The organism is Rickettsia endosymbiont of Lasioglossum villosulum (assembly GCF_964026455.1).
Lineage (GTDB): Bacteria > Pseudomonadota > Alphaproteobacteria > Rickettsiales > Rickettsiaceae > Rickettsia.
Genome location: NZ_OZ032152.1, coordinates 43,145 through 63,967, shown reverse-complemented (window position 1 = coordinate 63,967; position 20,823 = coordinate 43,145). Strand labels below are relative to the sequence as shown.

Genomic DNA, 20,823 nt, shown 5'->3' with positions numbered 1-20,823 from the left:
AGCCAATTTTTGAAGTTCATCGAGTAGACCAGTCTACGTTTAATGCATCGTATAGATAATTAATCCAATTATCTGGTGGTCCTTGGTATTTTTCTAGCACTTCTTTATAGATAGCCATTTCTTCCTTTTTACTCGATAAAATACGCACGACCCCGACTAATGCTGCTATACTTAATTCTAAAGCTATAGATTCATTATCTTTATTAATTAAAAACATTCTACTAGTAAGTATTAATTGCGATAACTTACGTATTTCTGAGTCTGTTAAACCTAAAATCTCATCTAGATCTTCGATTTTTACATCAGACGGTAAAATAATTTTAGTATTAATTATTTCAAGCCATGCTTTTAAAGTATATTTCGGATATGCCTTAAGGTAAATAAAATTAAAATTACCTACAAAGACACCATTATTTTCAGATAAATTATTAAAAATTAAGCTTATATTATCACTATAAATTTCAGGTTTATAGAGTTTATCAAAACTATCTGCAGCAAATATTTTAGGTTTAGGACCTACTAAGCTTAAATGGTAAGTAAGTGCATAAACTACACTAGCACAAACACTTTGATGTTTTTTTAAGTTATTATTAAATTGTTCTAAATATTTTCTTTCACTTGGATAAAATTGCTTAGCAAAAGGTTCATCTGAAAGCTTATATAAATTAAGACCGACAATATTGCTTTCATTAATATTAAAAACTGATTTGTCAAATAAACCGCTATATAATTGTCCCTCTGTAAAACCTTTTAATTTATCTAATATTGTACTGCCACCCTCTTCTTTAAAATCTTCCCATTTTAAGATGTCAGAAAAAATTCGCTTTTCCTTATCAATTGACAAAATTTTACCTCTGAGTTTTTCTAAAAAAGTTAGCTCTACTTCATTAAGCGGTGAAATATAATGACCACTTAACATTTTTAAAAATTCTAAAATGAAAGCTTGCGATTTTTCTGTATCATCTACTAAAAATGGATTGATAATTTGTTTATCAACCTCTAACCATGTACCCTCTAATGCTTCGATAAAAATCTTAGAATCATTGCTATTAGAGATATAAATTATTGTTGGATCATACTTAGTTGATTCCGACACCAGAAAATTTAATAATACTGTTTTACCAGTTTTTTCTGTACCAAAAATACAAGTATTACCCCTACCAGTTTTATCATGAAAATTCATGAAATAAGGAGTACCTCTTTCTGTTCTAAGTAGTGTTAATGCTCGTCCCCAAGAAGTATATTGGCTACCTAAAGGTGAGTTGTGCAGAGCAGCCAGAGATGCTATATGATCTGACAATAAAGGCGACATTCTTCGTATGAAAGCAAAATTAGCCGGTAATTGTGCCCAAAATGTTTGTTCTATATTAAGGTCTTCTTTTACATGAACAATACCAAGTTTAAAAAGCTCTCTTGCAGCTTTTGCAACAGAAGCAGTAAGTTTATCTTCATCTTCTTCTATAACAGCAATTGAAATCTGTTGATTACAAAACTCAAAAGAAGATTTATTATCATTAAGTTTATTAATCCCTTTATGCTCAATTAAGTTATTATCATTAGTAATTTTTAAAATATAATCCTGCCCCTTTAAAGCAGCAGTCACTACTTTTTTATCAACAAAGTAAAATATCTCGGTTATTATTAATTCAAGCGGCAGCTGTAAGAACTTGTCAAGAGCTTCAGAAGGAGATTCTTGATATTCTTTGATAGATAACAAGGAAATAAATTTTTTATTTTGCTCCTGATTCGTGACTATCATTTTATCGCCGCTAATCGTATAAGTACTTCTACCTATTGCACTTGATAAATCTATTATAGGTACTAAACAATCACTATCGTTAATATTAGCTATTCGGTTATATAAAAATAAAGGTGCAGAAAATGTGTTTTCATTTTCAAATGTTATACCAAGCTTTTCTGCATCAAATTCATTTAAGTCATTCAAAATATTATTAGCAAGACTTTCTAGCTTCTGAACAGCAGATTCTAAATATTTATTTTCAAAGTCTACAATTAATTTAGTTGATAAAGAATTTATCAAGGAGCCAAAATTTTTAATTTTAATCTTGGCAGAATCATGTACTATGGAAATATATAAAGTATTAACAAATTTATCATTCCAGTGATTTTTTCTCTGCCATAATGCATGGATGTTAGCAGGTAATAATTTTTTATACGGAGTAGGATCGTCTAAATTTTGTCTTTCTCTTATTATATGCATCCAAAAAGCAAAATCATAACTATTTGTATGCTTTTTTACAGAAGCTCTAATTATTTCACGTAAATTTTGTATTTTATCACTAATTTTTTCCGAACTGATACCATAGACTTTAATAATTTGTAGTAACTTACCATCCTTGGTAAGCAAAGTATGCTCATTATAGTGACATGCTATAGGTATAAAATTCGGAGCATTATAATTATATATATCCTTATCAAACTTTCGTAAACCACTAAACACAAATAACCTTAATTTAAATTAATTTGTTGTCATCTCTTGAAGGCTTTGTTGCATGGGTTGAGAGCCATCATTGCGAGAAGAAACTGAAAGTTCCGACGAAGCAATCTCAGAAATCATATGCTGTTTCATGAGATCGCCACGCTCCTTTTAGTCGTGTAGCTTATGACGGGAAAAACGAGCCATGTAACGATCCAGTCACAGTATAACACCAAGCTATAATCGCAAACACTTACTGCAAAACTTTATCATGTAATAAACATTATTACAAAACTTTACCTAATTATTTACGTTTAATAAATGATTATTCTTTAATATGCAGTGATTTTTTGTAACCCTCCCATGTAATTTACCAGAACATCCGGTACGGTTATTGAACCGTCTTCATTTTGATAATTTTCTAAAATTGCAACCATAGTTCTACTAATTGGTAATCCAGAAGCATTTAAGGTATGAACTAAAGTAGTATCATGACTACCAAATTCCTTATATCGTGCTTTCATTCTACGTGCTTGAAAATCACCACAATTAGAACAGCTAGCAATTTCACGATACTGCTTTTGTCCAGGAAGCCAAACTTCTATATCATAAGTTTTTTGTGATGCAAATCCCATATCGCCTGTACAAAGTAGCATAGTGCGATAAGGTAATCCTAGTTTCTGTAGGATAGTTTCTGAAGCGTTAGTCATGTATTCATGCTCGTTTTTTGACTCTTCAGGTGTTGTAATAGATACAAGCTCTACTTTACTAAATTGATGCAATCTAATCATCCCTCTAGTATCTCTACCACTGCTACCTGCTTCTGACCTAAAACATGGTGTATAAGCAACAAGTCTCATAGGTAATTTTTCACGAGGAATAATAGTATCGGCAACCATATTTACTAACGATACTTCTGCAGTTGGAATTAACCTATAGCCGTTTGTGGTTGCAAAAGATTCATCGGCAAATTTAGGTAACTGACCCGCATTATACATAGCATTATCTCGAACTAGCACTGGAGGCGACACTTCAAGGAAATCAAACTCTCCAGTATGAATATCAAGCATGAAATTGGCTAAAGCACGCTCTAATTTTGCTAAATCACCTTTTAATGTTACGAATCTAGCACCTGAAATTTTTGCCGTTTGCTCAAAATCCATTAGATCTAGCTTTACACCAAGCTCAAAATGTTGTTTTTTATTTTGAGCATTAAGATCTACTTCTCCATGAGTACGAATTAATTTATTCATACTTTCATCAATACCATATGGCACTTCTTCATCAGGAATATTAGGAAGAGTATTTAATAGCTCATTTAGCTCATTATTATTATTTAAATCTTGTTCGAGTTCTTCTAGCTTTTCATTGATGTCCTTGACATCTCTTTGTAATCCTTCAAATTCCTCGCCGCTTTTAGGATTTATGTTACCTAAAATTTTTGACTTTACTTTACGTGCGTGCTGAAATTCTTGAATTAGATTAGTGATTTTTCTTTTTTTTCCATCAAGCTCTTCGATTCTTTTTGCCATAGGTTCAATAAATCTCTGCCTAAGCTTATCATCGAATAATTCTTGATTTTCTCTAATCCATTTAATATTTAGCATTTATGACCTCGGTTTTTTCTATATAATTACATATTATTATTGAAATTTCATATAATAAAAGCAGCGGTATTGCAAGAGCAAACTGGCTTAATATATCTGGAGGAGTTAATATTCCTGCAATAATAAAGTTAATAACTATCGCAAAACGTCTTTTTTGCTTAAGTGTTTCTATTGTAATTATTTTTAATATATTTAATATTATTAAAACAACTGGAAGTTGAAAGGCAACACCAAAAGCTATAATTAGATGAATAACTAGATTTAAATATTCACTAATCCTAGCTTCTAAAACTATCGGTACTATTAAATCACGCTTTTCAAAACTAAGGAAAAAATTCCAAGCTTTTGGCATTACGAAATAAAAAACGAAAATACTACCACACCAGAATAAAATAGGCGATATAAAAAGAATAAACGCAATAATTTTTTTTTCATGGCGATATAATCCCGGACTAACGAATAAGTAACATTCTAAAGCAATTACTGGTATAATAATAGCGAAAGCTGTAAAAGCTGCAAGCTTAATATAAGTAAAAAATGCCTCAGTAAGTCCAGTATAGATTATATTTCGTAAATTATCCTTACTTAGTTTAGCAAGCGGTTCTAATAAGAAACTATAAATATTATCACTAAAATAATAACAAATAGCAAATGCAACTATAAAAATAATAAATATTCTAGATAATCTTACTTTAAGCTCTGATAAATGTTCTTGAAAAGAATATAATTTCATAACTATATAATATACTTCTTTTTTTCTTTTTCAAGAATTGCTATTTTTCTTAACACACCCTAGCGTACTAAACTTGCCCTAAATTAGTAAATGTAATTAATTTTTTAACTTTAAAAAGTAAATTTATTAATATAATATTATTTCAAAATTACAATAGGGGAATAATATGTCAAACAATAAAATTGAAATAGATATATCCAACAAATATAAAACTCTTAATGAATTAGGTTCATTATTAGAAGATATTTCAAAAAATACTACTGCAAAAATTTTGGATTTAGGTAACATTCCTTTTAATTTAGATGAGAAAGTAAATGATAATCAAACATTAGAAAAAAAATTAGAAGAATTATTTACTTTAAATAAAAGCTTAAACCAAGTGTTAGTAGGAGGATGGGGTGAGGGAGTAAATCAAAAAATTATAAATAAAGTTTTAGAAATAATAGCAAACTCTGAAGAAAACAATATACATAGTCTTGATGTTAGTCATTTAGACTCTGAAGGTGTAAAAGCATTGATAGCGGTTTTAAAAAAAGGGACAGTTTATGATATTACTGGTACCTTATATAGTACAACTAGCGTGCATTGGTTTCCAAGGACTCCAGAAATGAAAAAAGATTTGTTAGAAGCTATTAAACAAAACCAATTCATAACTAATTTTAAATTTAGAAATTCTATTGATAATGATTTAGAAAAGGAAATTAATATAATAACCAAAAACAATAAAGCAAAATTAGAAAGTTTATGGGAACAATTAAAATTATTTAGTGAAGATAAAAATGCTGTAGAGTTAAATAAATATTTAAAATTATACGAAAAATATGATCAAAGTACGCTTGAAGAGTTTTGGAATTATAACAATAAAGAAATACCGAATTTAAAAAAAATAAATGAGTATAAAAATGAAAATTTTTTAAAAATAGCAGGAATAGGGAAAGAAGGATATGGTGATTTATATATTTTACCGCCCGAAATAAAGCACGCTATATTTAATAAAATTAGTTTTTTTGATATAGATTATACTGTAAACAACTCACAAGAATCAAATGTGAATATGTTAGGTCAGGAAGTAGAAAACATTTAATTATTAGGAATAGGGATAAATTTATCCTTACTCTACGCAAATAGCGAATTACCTAAGTAATTTGCTATTGGCGATACTCTACATTTTCTTACCATACACTTTAAAGAAGACCAGTATAAATAACATACTAAATAACGTATTACAAAAAAAGAATAAAGACCAAGGAAGATATTTTGCACAAATGCCACCAAGAGCAGCTAAAACAATACGACTAACCGAGCTAAAAGATGCTATAATAGAATATTGGGTAGCAATAAATTCACTATTACAGAGATTTGCAAAATATATAGAGATAATAGTTCCAGCAAAACCAATGCAAAAATTTTGTGTAGTAATAGTTATTATAAATATCTTTACGTTATATCCGACAATAGCAAGGATCATGAACATAAGAGGTGAAAGTAATTGAATAATGCCGCCTATTAAAACGCTGCGTAATATACCGATTTTTGTTGATAAAATTCCGCCTAATGCTCCTCCTACTATCATGATAAGCAATCCGTAAGCCTTGTAAATAAAAGCTATTTCATGAGTAGTAAAAGTTAAATCTAATAACAAAGGTGAACTCATAGCCATAGGTATAGAATCAGCGGCTTTATATAAAAAAACAAACAGCATGATTAACAATAAATGCCGTTGTTCGTTCTTCAAGGATATAATACTGCTTTTAATAACTTCAAAATATTGTTTCAGATTTATTAAATCTTTCGTTCTATGAGATTGTTGTTTCGGCTTTGGTTCTTTAATGCATAAAACAATCATAGGTCCAAGAAGAGTAATACAAATAGCCAATTTATAAACAGTACTCCAATCAAAAATAACCGATATATATAAAGCACCGACGCTACCGAGTAACATACCAAGTCGGAATCCAATGCTACCGAAGGTAAATGCTAAAGAAAGTTCTTTTTTTGAAGTAGGTCTTTCAATGCGGTATGCGTCAAGTACAATATCCTGAGTAGCTGCACAAAAAGAGATAATAAATAATATAGTGGCTGTAATATATATATTATCACAAGGGCTAAAGCTTAAAAATCCGGTCATCGCTAAAATTAGGCATAGCTGTGATGCTATTGCCCAGCCACGCCTTGCTCCAAATTTAGAACATAAAAAAGGAATAGAATATTTATCAATAAAGGGAGACCATACAACCTTTAAACAATAAGGAAAAGCAGCAAGCGATATTAAACCTATTATATCGGTTGTATATCTTGCTTCGGATAATTGGTACGGAACGGTAAAAAAAATTAAATTAAACGTGAAACCGGAAATTAGACCTAAGAGCAGAATCCCAAGTAAATATATTTTATCTGTACTTATTTTCTTTATCAAAAACATATTATTTATATTGTATTTTTAAAGAATAAGGTGCGACCTTAGAAAATATCTTACCTACTACCGGTATTTTAGTTACAATACTACTAATGAAGAAAAATGATGGGATAACGTTACCTTTAATTTGAATTAATTTTTGGTTGGTATCAATATTACCTTTCATAGTAAAGTCAAAAAATGGTCCGTGTGCTTCTGCACCGGATAATGTAATTACGTTTCCTTGATAACTAAAATTACCGTTCATATCTTCAAATGAAATATTCTTATTATTGGTTATCGAGCTAAGAAGACCAGGTATTGAAACAAAAGAAACTAATCTTGTTAAAAAAGGAGTATCGGTTAAGGCAAAACGTGTTATATAGAATTTACCATCTAATATTGGTATTATATCGCCTTTTTTAACTTTATATCTTCTAGTATTCAGGTTAATTTTAGCATAACCGTCTTGCATAGAACTATACATCCCGAGCCCTTTAAGTAATGCACCGGCATTATCTGACTCAATTAACCATTGTTCATAGCTTTCTTGTGCAGTAAGAGACATCCTCACTTTTCCATTATTAGAAATATTGCTATTTAGAAAACCAGAGAAGCAGCGTACTTTATCACATTTAATTGCTAAATCAAAGTTATCTAAAATTACATTATCCTTTAATAAAATTTTATATATGTTAGTTTTTAATATTACATTACGTGTGGAATCACCATCTTTTTGTAAAAACTCTATCATATTAGAGTTTGAAAGATCTAATACGCTTCCATAAATTTCAGTATTTAGATTATGACTATCTATAGTTATTTTTCCGCTTAATCTTGTATTTTTATGATTGATGGAGAGCAAAGATATATTATAAGTATCTTTCTTAGCTAAGATATTACCACTAATTTTTAAACTATCATCCCCTGATAGATTAAATTCGATATTCTTATCTGAACCCTTATCACTTAATTTAGTATGGATATTTAAATTAGCTTTTTTATGCAACTGTTTGTGGATAGCTACTTTATCTATATAAAACTCTAAATTATCAAGGTTAGAATTAAGATCAATAGTTGCATTGTTATTTTGTTTCTTATATTCAAAATCTAAAACAGCACTACCTGACATTAATTTTAATATGCCAAAACTTTTATTATTTGCTGTAATATTACTTTTTATTTTAAGCAGGCAATTATTATTTTCATCTACCATATCGTGGTCGTAAGTAAAATTACTTACATAATTATTGATTTTACCCTTACCAGTAATATTTAATTGATTGTCTTTAAAAACACCTTTTGCCTCACCATGTTGTAATAATATATTATTACTTAAAGTATTAAAATTTATATCAGTTAATGTTGAGGTAACATTATAGCTATTATCGATTTCAGAATTGATAGGAATTATTATCTCTATTATTGAATTGGCATTTCCTTTAATTCCTTTCAAATCAATATCTTCATTTTTAATATTTTGATATGCGTTATTTGGGATAAAATCAACTAAATCACTAATTTCACCTTTAGCAGTAGCATTAAAAACAAATTGTGACTTAAGAGGTCCTTCCCATTTAAAAGTCATAATACCATTAGATAGAACGCTATTACCACTATAAGCCTCGTTAATCAAAAATTTTACCTCTGCCCCTGAAATAACTACATTAGTATCAACTTTAGTTAAAGCAGGTAAATCCTTATGATATTTATATTCAAAATTTGATATATGCAAATTTGCTTTTAAATTATCGTCTTCTAAAATATTTTCTTTTAAAAATTTTCTATCTAGTTTAATGCTCAATTCGCCGTTTTGAATGTGACCTTGTTTTATATGCTCCTGCAAATACGATATCACAGGATTGTTAGGAATAATTTTTTCTACTGTTTGGTAAATTATCAGAGGAATATTTACTATATTGGCATTTGCATCTATGTTTTTATCAGTTATTTTACTGTTTAAAGATAAAGAAGCTTTGTTCCCAAAATTCAGCTTACAATCAGCTATTTTAGGGTTATTTTTTGTATTGCTAGTTTTATAAACACATACAGCTTTTCCAAGCGGCAGCCCTGCCCCTTTTTCATCTGTTAAAATATCACTTTTTATTGAAGTTAGGTTTATATTAGTTAAAATATTTCTTTGGAATATATTTAAGGAGTAATCACCATTTATTTGAGTATTTATAATTTCTTCCTTATTATTTGATATTACCGAAAATTGAGCTACATTAAAATATGCTTCTATTAATGAATTAGAAAATAGATTTTTGAAATTTAAAGTAATATCAAGGTCATTAATTTCCCCTTCAGCATTATCTATAAGATATAAAGAAATTTTATTAATTATTAAGTGATTTTCTTTAAAATTTAAGTCATCTATTACAGCTTTGATATCATTTTTACTTAAATAAAATTCAATTACTCTTTTTAAAGGCTTATTCATATGTCCATGATTTGCACTATAAAAAATTAAATATGCAATTAGAAACAATGCAGCAAAAGTTGTAAAAATACTAATAAAAGCTTTTTTGAGAAAATTCATTCGAGTTTATAAATCGATTAAAAGATAACGCAAGTTTTAGACTTGTAATATTTGTTAAATATAAAGTATAATCTAGAAAAAATCATCAAAAATTATGAATATTACATTTATTGGTAGCGGCTATGTGGGATTAGTTTCCGGTGTTATGATGAGCTATTTAGGTCATAATGTTACTTGTCTTGATAATGATGAAGCCAAAATCTCTAAGTTAAATAAGAAAATATTACCAATTTATGAAGCTAAACTTGATAAATATTTTACGCAAGCTTTGGAACATGAAAGGTTAAAGTTTACTAGCTTTTATAGTGATGAACTTAAAAATACCGAAGCAGTATTTATAACAGTCGGTACACCCTCTAAAGAATCAGGCGAAGCCGATTTAAGTTATGTTTATGAGGCAATAGATAAAGTTTCTCTACATATAAACAAAGATTGTTTAATAGTTATCAAATCAACTGTACCACCAAATAGTTGTAATAATATCATTAATTATTTAAAAGCAAAAGGCTTCTCATTTAATGTTGCATCAAATCCAGAATTTTTACGTGAAGGGAATGCTGTAGAAGATTTTTTATATCCTGATCGTATCGTGATTGGTGTAAATAATAAAGAATCAGAGGATATATTACGAAAGATTTATTTGCCTTTAACGGATAATGGAGCAGAATTAGTAGTAACTGATTTAGTTACATCAGAACTTATTAAATATGGCTCAAATAGTTTTTTGGCTACTAAAATTGCTTTTGTTAATGAGATGGCTAATTTATGCGAGAAAATTGGTGCTGATATTAAAAATTTACCTAAAGGAATAGGGCTTGATAAAAGAATTGGAACAGCCTTTCTAAATGCTGGACCTGGCTTTGGAGGCTCATGTTTTCCAAAAGATATCTTGGCATTAAATAGTATCATTAAGAATAATCACATAGATTCTAAAATTCTTGAAGCAGTGATTAGAAGTAATAAAGAACGTCCGAGTCTTATGGTAGATAAGATAGCTACTTTATTAGATGAAAATTTGAAAAGTAAAAATATAGCAGTTTTAGGCTTAACCTACAAAGCAGGTACCGACGATGTTAGAGCAAGTCCTGCAATTGAGATCATTAAAAATTTATTAGATAAAGGTGCATACGTTAAGGCATTCGATCCTATGGGTCTTGAAAATTCCCAAAAAACTTTTCAAAATGAAAATTTGTTATATCTAGATTCCGCAATCAAAGCTTGTGATTCTGCTGATGCTATAGTTATTACCACTGAGTGGAATGAATTTCAAGCACTTGATTGGCAGAAAATTTATAGTTTGGTAAAAACACCTATAATAATTGATCTACGGAATATCTTAAAAGCTGATAAAATGAAGAGCATCGGCTTTAAATATTATACAGTAGGAAGTAAGATTTAGCCCCAACAACGTCATTGCGAGGAGTCGTAGACGACGCGGCAATCTCAGGAGTTGTTATCCCGTATTATTTCATGAGATTGCCACGCTCATTTCACTCGCTCGCAATGACGATTTATACACTTTAACAATAATTAAAAATGCAAACTGAATTTATACATTTAAGAACTCAAAGTTCCTATTCTTTCTTAGCAAGTGCATTAACTACTGAAAAAATAGTAGAGCTTGCCTCTTCTTATAAAATGCCTGCTATTTGCTTAACAGATAAAGAGAATTTATTTGGATCGCTAGAGTTTGCTTTATATGCAATAAAGAAAGGTTTGCAGCCTATTCACGGGGTTATTTTAAATATACAATATGAAGCAAACGTTTTTGCAGAAATATTATTGATAGCTAAAGATGAAACTGGCTATAAAAATTTGCTTAAACTATCCAGTATTACCTTTACTACAAATGATCGTAAAATATGCAACCATATTACTTTTGAGGATTTAAAAGAATATCAAGAGGGATTAATAGCATTATGTTGTTATACTGAGGGTATTACAGGGAAATGCTTGCTTGCTAATAAAGAAGAACAAGCTGAAATGTTTGTACGAAACTTGCAAGAAATTTTTGGAGATCGTTTTTACTTTGAAATCATGCGACACGATCTACCGAAAGAGCAGCTTATTGAAGATAATTATATTAAAATAGCATCAAAATTAAATATTCCGCTTGTTGCTACCAATAAAGTACTATTCAGCAAAAAAAGCATGCATGATGCACATGATGTATTATTATGTATTTCTGCCGGTGTTACTAAAGAATATCCTGATCGTAAAACAGTTAGTGAGAATTGTTATTTTAAATCAGCAAAAGAAATGATCGAGCTTTTTGCCGATCTACCTAGTGCTATCGAAAATACAGTAAATTTAACCCAGCGTTGTTATTTTGCTGCCCATACAAATCCTCCAATGCTTCCTAATTTTGCTACTAAAGATATTAGTGAAACTGATTTAATTAGAAAAGAAGCAAAAGATGGATTACTTGCAAGACTTGATACAAAATTCAAATCTGAACATATTTCCATAGAAAATCAAGAAAATATTAAAACTGAGTATTTTGCTCGTCTTGACTATGAGCTAAATATTATATGCAGTATGAATTTCGCTGGTTATTTTTTGATCGTATCTGACTTTATAAAATGGAGTAAAAATCAAGGTATTTTAGTAGGACCAGGCAGAGGCTCAGGAGCAGGATCAGTTGTTGCTTGGAGCTTGCTTATTACTGATCTTGACCCTATTAAATTTGGTCTATTATTTGAAAGATTTTTGAATCCAGATCGTATTTCAATGCCTGACTTTGATATTGATTTTTGTCAGGAAAGACGAGAAGAAGTTATTAATTATGTACGTTCTAAATATGGTAATAATAGAGTAGGACAAATTATAACTTTCGGTAAAATGCAGGCAAAGGCTGTAATTAAGGATGTTGCACGAGTACTAAGCCTGCCATATAAATTTGCAGATTATCTAACTGAATTAGTACCGTTTAGTGCAATAAACCCCGTTACGCTTGAACAGGCAATACGAGAAGTGCCAGAGCTTGCCAATGCTGCTAAAGGTAACGGATTATATAATTTAGAGGGTGAGCTAGAATTAATTAAGCTAGTACTTGATACATCATTAATTCTTGAAGGGCTGCATCGCCACTCCTCAACACATGCAGCAGGAATCATAATAGCTGGTACTGATTTAGTTGATATAGTACCTGTCTATAAAGATGCTAACTCCGATATGTTGGTAGTCGGCTACTCCATGAAATATTGCGAGCTTGCTGGTTTAATTAAGTTCGACTTTCTTGGGCTGCAAACTTTAACTGTTATTACCGATTGTAAGAAATTGTTAAAAGAGCAAAATATAGAAATAGATTTTAACGATATGACATTTGATGATGAAAAAACTTATCAAATGTTATGTAAAGGTAAAGGAGTCGGCGTATTCCAGTTTGAAAGTGTTGGGATGAAAGATGCCCTTAGACGCCTTAAACCTGATTCCATACATGACTTAATAGCTCTTGGTGCGTTATATCGCCCTGGACCTATGGAAAATATTCCAACCTATATAGCTTGTAAGCATAAATTACAGCAGCCTGATTATTTGCATGAGTTGTTAAAGCCTATCTTAGAGGAAACTTATGGAGTAGTGATATATCAAGAACAAGTCCAAAGAATTGCTCAAGTTTTAGCTGGTTATACGCTAGGAGCTGCTGATTTGCTTCGTAGAGCCATGGGTAAGAAAATTAAAGCTGAGATGGAACAACAAGAAGAAATTTTTGTTAAAGGTGCAATAGCTAATAATATTTCTGAGGCTCAAGCTAAATCGATTTTCGCAACTGTTGCTAAATTTGCTGGTTATGGTTTTAACAAGGCACATGCCGCAGCTTACGGGGTTATCTCATATCAAACAGCATATCTTAAAGCTAATTATCCAGCAGAATTCGTAGTTGCGTGCTTAAATCTTGAACTAAATAATCACGATAAAATTAATTTATTCCTGCAAGAAGCAAAAGATAATAATATAAAAATCATTGCACCGAATATTAATATTTCAGGTGGGTATTTTAGTGTAAAGTATGTCATACCGCGGCTTGACCGCGGTATCCATGGAGACCAATTAAAAGATACCGCGGTCAAGCCGCGGTATGACATTGATAGTTCTATAATCTTCGCACTTGGAGCTATAAAAGGAGTCACGCCGAATTTTGGTAAGCTAGTAACAGATGAAAGAAATGCAAGAGGTGCTTTTAAATCGATCATTGATTTTATTGAGAGATTACCACCAAAAGCTATCAACAGTAAATTACTTGAAAATCTAATTAAAGCTGGCTGTTTTGATGAATTACATGATAATAGATTGCAATTATTTTCAAGCATTTCTAAGCTTCTTGCATATTCGGTTTCTTACCATGAAGAGCAGGCATCTAATCAATTTAGTTTAATTAAAGTTTCCAGCTTAAGTAAAGAAATCCTAGTCTCAAGTGATTACGCTGATAAGAATACTTTAACTTTTTATGAATTTGAGGCTATGGGGTTATTTATTTCAAATCACCCGCTAACAGAATACAAAGAAATATTCAATCGCTTAAATATCTTAAGCTCGGCTGACTTACATAATAATTTGCCTGATGGCCGTAATAGAGTAATGATTGCTGGTGTAATACAAAAGAAAGATTCTCGTATGTCAGCAAGAGGTAGATTTGTTACCCTAGTGCTTTCTGATCCTGAAAATATATTTGAGTTAAGTATTTTTAGCGAAGAAGTTTTAAAAGATTACGTACATCTACTTGACGTCAAAAGTCTAGTAGTTGTTAATTGCGATATCATTAAAGATGAGGGCGGTATTAAAATCACTGCTAAAAGCTTTTCATCAATTGAAAATGCAACTGGCAATCAGCAATTTGATTTACAGCTCTACCCTAAAAATGACGAAGAATTAGAACAAATAATTACTCTACTATCAGCACGTATAAATAACGACGAGCAGAGTAATACCACAGCTACAATATATTTATCAAGCAAATCAGTAAAAAATTTTGTAGCAAAAATTACGTTGCCAGAAAAGTTCTTTTTAAGAGGGCAAGATTTTGAGATTCTTAGTATTTATCAAAATACTTAAATATATAGTGATTTTATCTTTCTAAATCTGCTTTAGATAATTCTGTAATTTTTATAACAGCACCTAATGGTATGCCTTCTTTTAGCATTTTCTTTGCCATAGTAATTTTTTCTTCTTGCATTTTAATATTAACTAGCTTTACTGCTTCCGCTTTTGCTTCTTCTCTTGCTTCTTCCTTTCCTTGTTGCATCCAATGGTGAGCTATACTTTTCATAACGTTTTCTCTTTTTTTAGGATTTAATTTTGATTTAAGTAGTTTTTCTACTTCTATTATATCACCTTGTTTAATTCTGGTCAAAGTGTAGCATAAAATTAGTTCTATATGATCAATACCGATATCAACTTTAGCGAATTTAGGCAAAAGATCAGCTACTTCTTCCCACCTTTTCAATAAATCACGTTCATGAATATGCTTCATAAAAAATTGCAAAATCCCAGACCATGCTTTTTCTTTCAATTTTTCGTCCGGAATATCATGTACATTGATTAATTGATAGTCATTAGTCCATGTAGCCTTTACAAGTTCACTATTTTCAAATAATTCCCATAGATTTCGTGGAGCATTATATTTCTTTTGACCATTGTAAAATATCAAAGGATATATGAAAGGGAACTTTTTACTTTTTGTTGATTTCTTATGGTATTCAGCAATTTTAAACATATACCGAAATAACCTCAAAGCCATTTTATACTCAGGTGTGCTTTGGTGTTCTAAAAGTAGATATAAATAGCCCTTTTTCTCTCCAAACTTAGCAGAAAATAGAATATCTACTATAGATTTTTTGAGTCTTTTATCTACAAAGCTATCTTTTTCCATTTTTAGGTTTTCAAGAGAAATTAGATTCTGTATATAAGGGGGTAAATGCATTTGAAAAAACTCTTTAGAAACTAAAGGGTTTTCAAACGCACTTCTTATAATTTCGTCGTGTTTAGGTTTCTGGGACATAAGTAATAATGATATATTACACTATAAATATAGCATTATTACTGTCATTTCAATTAAAGATTGAATTTTTTATTACAACGAATTATAGTTCTCTGACTGGTTTTAGTACTAATTTTTTCTTGTTAAAAATATTTATTTTAGCTAATAAGCTAATTTTAGCTTTTTTCAAACTACGTTTATAGTTTTCACCTGTTACTGCATCATAGCTAGTGATTAACGATGGGATGACCTCATTATAATATATCTTATAAAGCTCATGCATAGTTTCCTTTGTTGTTAGATATCCCCATTTTATTGCTTGCTGAGGTACTCGTGCTAGTGCTTCAATGCAGGCTACTGCTTCTTCAATTTCAGGATTTTTATTTTTATATACATCAGCTGATGGTGATAAATTAGCTTGCATATCTTTAAACATAGCATCAATCATTAATGCCATATATTTATCTGATTTAAATTTCCTGACAAAAACCAAACCATGTTTATTGCTATATCTTAAAAGCTTAAATTTATATATAAAAATCATGAAGTTTATTGCTAGAATTTTTAAACCTCTTACTTTATTAGTATGATAAAATTTAAGCTTTGTCTCATAATCTAGCTGCTTTTTCATGCCTGCTATAAGCAGTTTATGCAGTAAATTACGGCAATGTTCTATATCTTTTTTACGAGCAATACGTGCATTATCCGTTGCTTTAGTGCCAGAAAAATTAGCCGAATGGCGGGTGATTTGCCTACCTCTATTATCCCTTTTTATATCAGCAAAATGCCCAAGTTCTTGAGCTGCTATAATCTGCAATCTTGCAACAGCAGCAAAGCCACCACCATACATAGGGTGATCCTTACTATTTTCAGCAAAAGGGTTACCACCACATGAGACAAAAATAGCCACATCTTTGCCGTTAGTGCTTTGCATTCCACTATTACCGCCTACTTTCTGCCAGTTAACCATATCCATCATATCACCAATATTATGAGAGTAGGTGATAAATATTTCTGTTTTATCAAGAAGTAGCCATCTTATGACAATCGGGTGAGCAGATTGTACAAAAATACGGGCTAACATTTCCATTACTTCTTTTTTGATTGGCTGTAGTTTATAGATTTGTTTTTTTAGATTATCAAAGACAGATTTTATTTTTTGATCGGTAGCAGAATTTCTATATAGATTTTGGAAAAGTTTTGTAGTTTCAGGGATTAAATGTGGATCTGTTAGCTCTTCTTTGCTAACCATCATACTAATATTAAAAGCAGGGTCACTAAATCTTGCAAAATTGCAACAATCATCGGTATCTATTCTTAGCTTCCCCGACTTAATTATCTGCATTGCTAAATTCTTATACTCTATTTCCATATCCTCTTTATAAATAGCAGGAACATGATCAAGAATATGGTATATAGTACTCATCCTTTCGCAACACCTAAATTTGAGACCTCATTATGCTCATCAGTATGCTTAAGTATCTCAAAAGTCATCAAATCCGCACCTATCGGTTCATATTTTATATTCAGTTTAGCTTTTTCAGCTTGAGCCTTTCTATACTCATCTAACTTAGGACATACTCTTTTTAAGCAACTTTTAACAAATTGGTCTGAAGATCTTAATTGTAATATCTCTTTTGCATCCTTTTTATGCTTTTCATCTTCAACACATAAATCAATATTACGCTCTGTAACAAATAATTGAGGAGCCTGAGTTCTTGCTAGTTCAATTATATCTTTATTCTTTTTTGCAAAATTACGAATATTTTTTTCATAAGGTCCCTGAACTCCAATCAATTCATCTATGACTATTTCCATACTTCCATGTTTCTCGTTATTATCATTAATTTCATCTTTTAAAGTACGGATATTTTCATCATTAAGCTTACACATTTTATATAATAGCAATAACATAAAATGATTAATTCCTCTTTGTTCACCTGACCAAGAAAGCTTTAAAAAATATAGAGACCAAGGGTTAATTGAAATATAAGATAATGGAATACTAGCCCATTGCCCTAGCTTCATTTTTTGAATTATAGTATTAAATTCAGATAAATTATTTTCTATTTGTGAAAATTTATATTCTACAATATTGGTAGGATTACTTTTTACTACTTCTTCCCATGTTTTTCCTAATTCGGTTTTTGCTCTGCTGCCAATTTGAGCTAAAAATGGTGCAGGTTCCTTTATCATCGTATCAGCATTATATTCTATATAATTTATCAAAGACACGATATCATTAAAGGCTAATTTTACTATATGGTCATCTCCTTTATCCTTATTTTTTTTTGCATGGGTAAGATTTTTTGTTTACAAAAATTCCAAAAATTATCCTTATTATTTTCTGATCCTATATTTAAAACCTCATCTTTTTTTAACTCAGTATAAAACAATGCTATTTGTTTCAAATGCCATTCAAAATCCATACTTTCATCATATTGCTTACTAACTATCATATAGAACTTTTTAAGCACCTCTGATACCTTACTTTCCACACGTGAGTTATAAATATTATCAGCAATATCATGAAAAACCGAAAGTCCTCCAGTTACAAAAGGTTTAAACCATCCCGCCGTAACCATATCTAACACAATACATATTCCTTTTTCAATAGAAGTTGTACGCTCCATATGCCCAACATTTACTACTACTGCATCACTACTAGTAATACAAGAAGCCAAATATATAGACCGCAACCCTGAAAGAAAATGCTTATAATACTTATATAAATCGGAATCTTTCTTCTCTAGCTCTTTTATTTGTGTATTAATGCCATCTATAGTATCAATATTTGCATTAGATAACATTTTCTTTATCTTATCAATTTCTTGTTCTAATGCACCAATTCTTTGTCCTTGTTCTTGTTGTACTATATTTTGTCTTTGCTGTTCTAAAAATAAATGACGAATTGCTTCTTGTATAATTTGAGGCGATATATTATCATTATCTTGGATTGGATTAGCTATAACTAATTCTTGTGCAAGTTTATATAATCTAGTCTTTTGTAAAAATTGTAATGCTTTTTCTTCATTACCAGCGTTATTATATGCTGTTGCTATAAGCTGGTTTAGATCTTGCCCCCTAAATATGTCGTTCCGAGAATTTGTCCGTGCTTCTTCATATTCCCCCCTTCTGTAAGATTCAACCCCTTTTGAAAGAAAAAAATTTATACCTTTTGTTGTATCAAAATCATGATACACCTCGTCATTATTATTCGGATCTACTCTTTCTTTGCTCATATTAAAATCCATTAAATTATTTATAACATATTATGACCACCATTGATTGAGATAGTTTCACCCGTGATAAATCCAGCATTTTCATCAACTAGAAATGCTACTGCTCTTGCGATTTCTTCAGGTTGCCCTAATCTTTTTTTCGGAATACTATTAACGATTTTTGCAAGCACGTCTTCAGGTACTGCCCCTACCATTTCCGTTGCAATATATCCAGGAGCTATACAATTAACCGTGATATTTTTAGAAGCAGTTTCACGTGCTAAAGCTTTAGTAAAACCTATAATTCCAGCTTTAGCAGCAGAGTAATTAGTCTGACCAATCTGCCCTGCCTGAGCATTGATTGAGCTGATATTTACTATACGACCGTAATTTTGATTTCGCATCGGCTCGATTACGTTACTTGACATATTAAAGCAAGAATTGAGATTAACGTTAATTACATCGTTCCAATCTTGATGACTCATTTTATGCAGCATTTTATCTTTGGTAATTCCGGCATTATTAACCAAAATGCTTACTGGCTGTTTATATTCCTCTTCAATTTCTTTTATCGCTCTTCTGCAATCTTCAAAATCTGCAACATTCCAACGTTTGGTTTTGATACCATATTGCTCTTCCATAGCTTTTGCAGCTTCATGATTACTAAAAAAATTAGCAATAACAGTAAAACCTTTATTTTTTAATTCTTTGGCAATAGACTCTCCTATTCCTCTAGTACCGCCTGTTACAACTGCTAAATGCGACATTATTACCTCCCTATATTATTATCTTTATTACGTTGATTTACTTTTTGTGCAGGTGTAACATTAGGAGTAATTCTTCCTCCATTATCTAATTCTACTGTAGGTTTATATATTATTTGTTGTTGGGCTTTATTTAAATCCGGTATTAGTTCAGTTAGTTCATTTTTTGGAGTAGTTACCACAACAGAAGGTGTTTGTATATTTGCAGCTATTTCATAATTTGTCGTTTGATACGGATTAGGCGTTTCTTTAGCTTTTTTATGCTCTGCTGGTTCATTAACTACCTGACCTTTTTCAAGTTTCTTAATCTTATTATTGGCTCCCGATGGCTCAATCATACTTTTTAATGATTCTTGTCTAGATTCAGGAAAACCTTGTGCCGTTACTTTTAATGTACCGTAACATCCGATTGTAGCACCGCCTGCATAAACTCCGCCAGCTTGACCGGCAGTATGACCTGCTTTTAAAAGCTGTTCATCAGCAGCTTTTACTTCTATTCTTAATCTATTAGCTATAGCAGTACTAGTTTGGTCATGTTCGGCAAGACCTGTACGATCCTTACCACTTGCACACATAGTAAGCGTTTCGTGCTTTGGAACATCTTTAAAAATAGAGTCATTAGAATTTGAGATTTGGTTGCTTAAATAATTTAATTTTCGTGAAATGCTACTACTTATATTTTCTTTATCTGCACCTCTATAAAAAATTGCGTCAGCTTTTTCTATATCTTGTTTTAAACTAGCTGCATTGGTTAATATTTCATGAGCTTGCTTAGATAACCTACCTGCATTAAATTCTGTATTCAGCATTGTTTTTAGATCACCTTTCGGTTTATTAATACCAAATAATCTTTCTAATTTACCACGTGGTTTTAAATGGGTCGCAATATCTTTGAAGTTAGTTTCTTTTGGTAAATTATTAGCCAAATCGTTAAGTTGTTCTTTTGTACCATCAAAATGATTAAAACCTGCGATTCTTCTAAATTTATTAAACGCTGTATTAGTATAACGACCTCCTACATGATCTATAGCTCTTTTAGTAAGAGTTACCAGTTTTGCATCAGGGTGCGGCACTACAAAATTTGCAGCTCCACTATTTAAAGTATTAGCATGCAATTTATGATCGCCCATCCATTCTTGAGCTT

General features: G+C 30.7%; 14 protein-coding genes. 3 read left to right on the top strand and 11 right to left on the bottom strand.

What is annotated here, in order from left to right:
• Nucleotides 1-16 precede the first annotated feature (16 nt).
• The 3 genes from AAGD49_RS00325 to tatC all read right to left on the bottom strand — a co-directional run bounded on the left by AAGD49_RS00325 (nucleotide 17) and on the right by tatC (nucleotide 4,777).
• A complete protein-coding gene (locus AAGD49_RS00325) occupies nucleotides 17-2,461 on the bottom strand; it encodes a VirB4 family type IV secretion/conjugal transfer ATPase (RefSeq protein ID WP_341788656.1) in 2,445 nt (814 codons plus the stop codon).
• A gap of 308 nt (nucleotides 2,462-2,769) precedes the next feature.
• The gene (gene serS / locus AAGD49_RS00320) at nucleotides 2,770-4,044 is read right to left on the bottom strand and encodes a serine--tRNA ligase (protein WP_341788655.1); all 1,275 of its coding nucleotides are present in this window, start codon (nucleotides 4,042-4,044) and stop codon (nucleotides 2,770-2,772) included.
• On the bottom strand, nucleotides 4,031-4,777 hold the full coding sequence (gene tatC / locus AAGD49_RS00315; protein WP_341788654.1) for a twin-arginine translocase subunit TatC: 747 nt from the start codon (nucleotides 4,775-4,777) through the stop codon (nucleotides 4,031-4,033). Before tatC ends, serS begins: the two co-directional genes overlap by 14 nt.
• 166 nt (nucleotides 4,778-4,943) lie before the next feature.
• On the opposite strand from tatC, the gene AAGD49_RS00310 reads away from it, so the two are divergent.
• Nucleotides 4,944-5,861: a hypothetical protein gene (locus AAGD49_RS00310; protein ID WP_341788653.1), complete on the top strand. Its 918-nt coding sequence runs from the start codon at nucleotides 4,944-4,946 to the stop codon at nucleotides 5,859-5,861.
• Between the two features lie 78 nt (nucleotides 5,862-5,939).
• Here AAGD49_RS00310 and AAGD49_RS00305 read toward each other — a convergent pair whose 3' ends face one another.
• Both AAGD49_RS00305 and AAGD49_RS00300 read right to left on the bottom strand, forming a co-directional pair.
• Nucleotides 5,940-7,199, bottom strand: coding sequence for an AmpG family muropeptide MFS transporter (locus AAGD49_RS00305; RefSeq protein WP_341788652.1), 1,260 nt, complete (start codon nucleotides 7,197-7,199; stop codon nucleotides 5,940-5,942).
• Nucleotide 7,200: 1 nt separating this feature from the next.
• Complete coding sequence (locus tag AAGD49_RS00300; RefSeq protein WP_341788651.1) at nucleotides 7,201-9,714, bottom strand: AsmA-like C-terminal region-containing protein; 2,514 nt, start codon at nucleotides 9,712-9,714, stop codon at nucleotides 7,201-7,203.
• Nucleotides 9,715-9,808: 94 nt separating this feature from the next.
• Here AAGD49_RS00300 and AAGD49_RS00295 point away from each other — a divergent pair, with 94 nt between their 5' ends.
• Nucleotides 9,809-11,113 carry a UDP-glucose/GDP-mannose dehydrogenase family protein gene (locus AAGD49_RS00295; protein WP_341788650.1) on the top strand — a complete coding sequence of 435 codons (1,305 nt, stop codon included), beginning with the start codon at nucleotides 9,809-9,811 and terminating at the stop codon, nucleotides 11,111-11,113.
• A gap of 137 nt (nucleotides 11,114-11,250) precedes the next feature.
• Nucleotides 11,251-14,769, top strand: coding sequence for a DNA polymerase III subunit alpha (gene dnaE, locus AAGD49_RS00290; protein ID WP_341788649.1), 3,519 nt, complete (start codon nucleotides 11,251-11,253; stop codon nucleotides 14,767-14,769).
• Nucleotides 14,770-14,782: 13 nt separating this feature from the next.
• On the opposite strand, the gene AAGD49_RS00285 is transcribed toward dnaE, so the two are convergent.
• The 6 genes from AAGD49_RS00285 to AAGD49_RS00260 form a co-directional block, all read right to left on the bottom strand.
• A complete protein-coding gene (locus AAGD49_RS00285; protein ID WP_341788648.1) occupies nucleotides 14,783-15,715 on the bottom strand; it encodes an Rpn family recombination-promoting nuclease/putative transposase in 933 nt (310 codons plus the stop codon).
• 82 nt (nucleotides 15,716-15,797) lie between these two features.
• Nucleotides 15,798-17,120, bottom strand: a complete 1,323-nt coding sequence (locus AAGD49_RS00280; protein WP_341788647.1) for a DUF2748 family protein — start codon at nucleotides 17,118-17,120, stop codon at nucleotides 15,798-15,800.
• Nucleotides 17,117-17,890 carry a hypothetical protein gene (locus AAGD49_RS00275; RefSeq protein WP_341788646.1) on the bottom strand — a complete coding sequence of 258 codons (774 nt, stop codon included), beginning with the start codon at nucleotides 17,888-17,890 and terminating at the stop codon, nucleotides 17,117-17,119. The genes AAGD49_RS00280 and AAGD49_RS00275 overlap by 4 nt, the downstream gene beginning before the upstream one ends.
• Nucleotides 17,891-17,952: 62 nt before the next feature.
• Nucleotides 17,953-18,936, bottom strand: coding sequence for a hypothetical protein (locus AAGD49_RS00270; RefSeq protein WP_341788645.1), 984 nt, complete (start codon nucleotides 18,934-18,936; stop codon nucleotides 17,953-17,955).
• A 20-nt stretch (nucleotides 18,937-18,956) separates the two neighbouring features.
• Nucleotides 18,957-19,682: an SDR family oxidoreductase gene (locus tag AAGD49_RS00265; RefSeq protein ID WP_341788644.1), complete on the bottom strand. Its 726-nt coding sequence runs from the start codon at nucleotides 19,680-19,682 to the stop codon at nucleotides 18,957-18,959.
• 2 nt (nucleotides 19,683-19,684) lie between these two features.
• The gene (locus AAGD49_RS00260) at nucleotides 19,685-20,809 is read right to left on the bottom strand and encodes a hypothetical protein (protein WP_341788643.1); all 1,125 of its coding nucleotides are present in this window, start codon (nucleotides 20,807-20,809) and stop codon (nucleotides 19,685-19,687) included.
• Between the last annotated feature and the right edge of the window lie 14 nt (nucleotides 20,810-20,823).

What these genes read in the sequence shown, in the direction of transcription:
- serS (WP_341788655.1), bottom strand. Translation starts at nt 4,044, where the DNA reads ATGCTAAATATTAAATGGATTAGAGAAAATCAAGAATTATTCGATGAT.
- tatC (WP_341788654.1), bottom strand. Translation starts at nt 4,777, where the DNA reads ATGAAATTATATTCTTTTCAAGAACATTTATCAGAGCTTAAAGTAAGA.
- AAGD49_RS00310 (WP_341788653.1), top strand. Translation starts at nt 4,944, where the DNA reads ATGTCAAACAATAAAATTGAAATAGATATATCCAACAAATATAAAACT.
- AAGD49_RS00305 (WP_341788652.1), bottom strand. Translation starts at nt 7,199, where the DNA reads ATGTTTTTGATAAAGAAAATAAGTACAGATAAAATATATTTACTTGGG.
- AAGD49_RS00300 (WP_341788651.1), bottom strand. Translation starts at nt 9,714, where the DNA reads ATGAATTTTCTCAAAAAAGCTTTTATTAGTATTTTTACAACTTTTGCT.
- AAGD49_RS00295 (WP_341788650.1), top strand. Translation starts at nt 9,809, where the DNA reads ATGAATATTACATTTATTGGTAGCGGCTATGTGGGATTAGTTTCCGGT.
- dnaE (WP_341788649.1), top strand. Translation starts at nt 11,251, where the DNA reads ATGCAAACTGAATTTATACATTTAAGAACTCAAAGTTCCTATTCTTTC.
- AAGD49_RS00285 (WP_341788648.1), bottom strand. Translation starts at nt 15,715, where the DNA reads ATGTCCCAGAAACCTAAACACGACGAAATTATAAGAAGTGCGTTTGAA.
- AAGD49_RS00280 (WP_341788647.1), bottom strand. Translation starts at nt 17,120, where the DNA reads ATGAGTACTATATACCATATTCTTGATCATGTTCCTGCTATTTATAAA.
- AAGD49_RS00275 (WP_341788646.1), bottom strand. Translation starts at nt 17,890, where the DNA reads ATGATAAAGGAACCTGCACCATTTTTAGCTCAAATTGGCAGCAGAGCA.
- AAGD49_RS00270 (WP_341788645.1), bottom strand. Translation starts at nt 18,936, where the DNA reads ATGAGCAAAGAAAGAGTAGATCCGAATAATAATGACGAGGTGTATCAT.
- AAGD49_RS00265 (WP_341788644.1), bottom strand. Translation starts at nt 19,682, where the DNA reads ATGTCGCATTTAGCAGTTGTAACAGGCGGTACTAGAGGAATAGGAGAG.
- AAGD49_RS00260 (WP_341788643.1), bottom strand. Translation starts at nt 20,809, where the DNA reads ATGGGCGATCATAAATTGCATGCTAATACTTTAAATAGTGGAGCTGCA.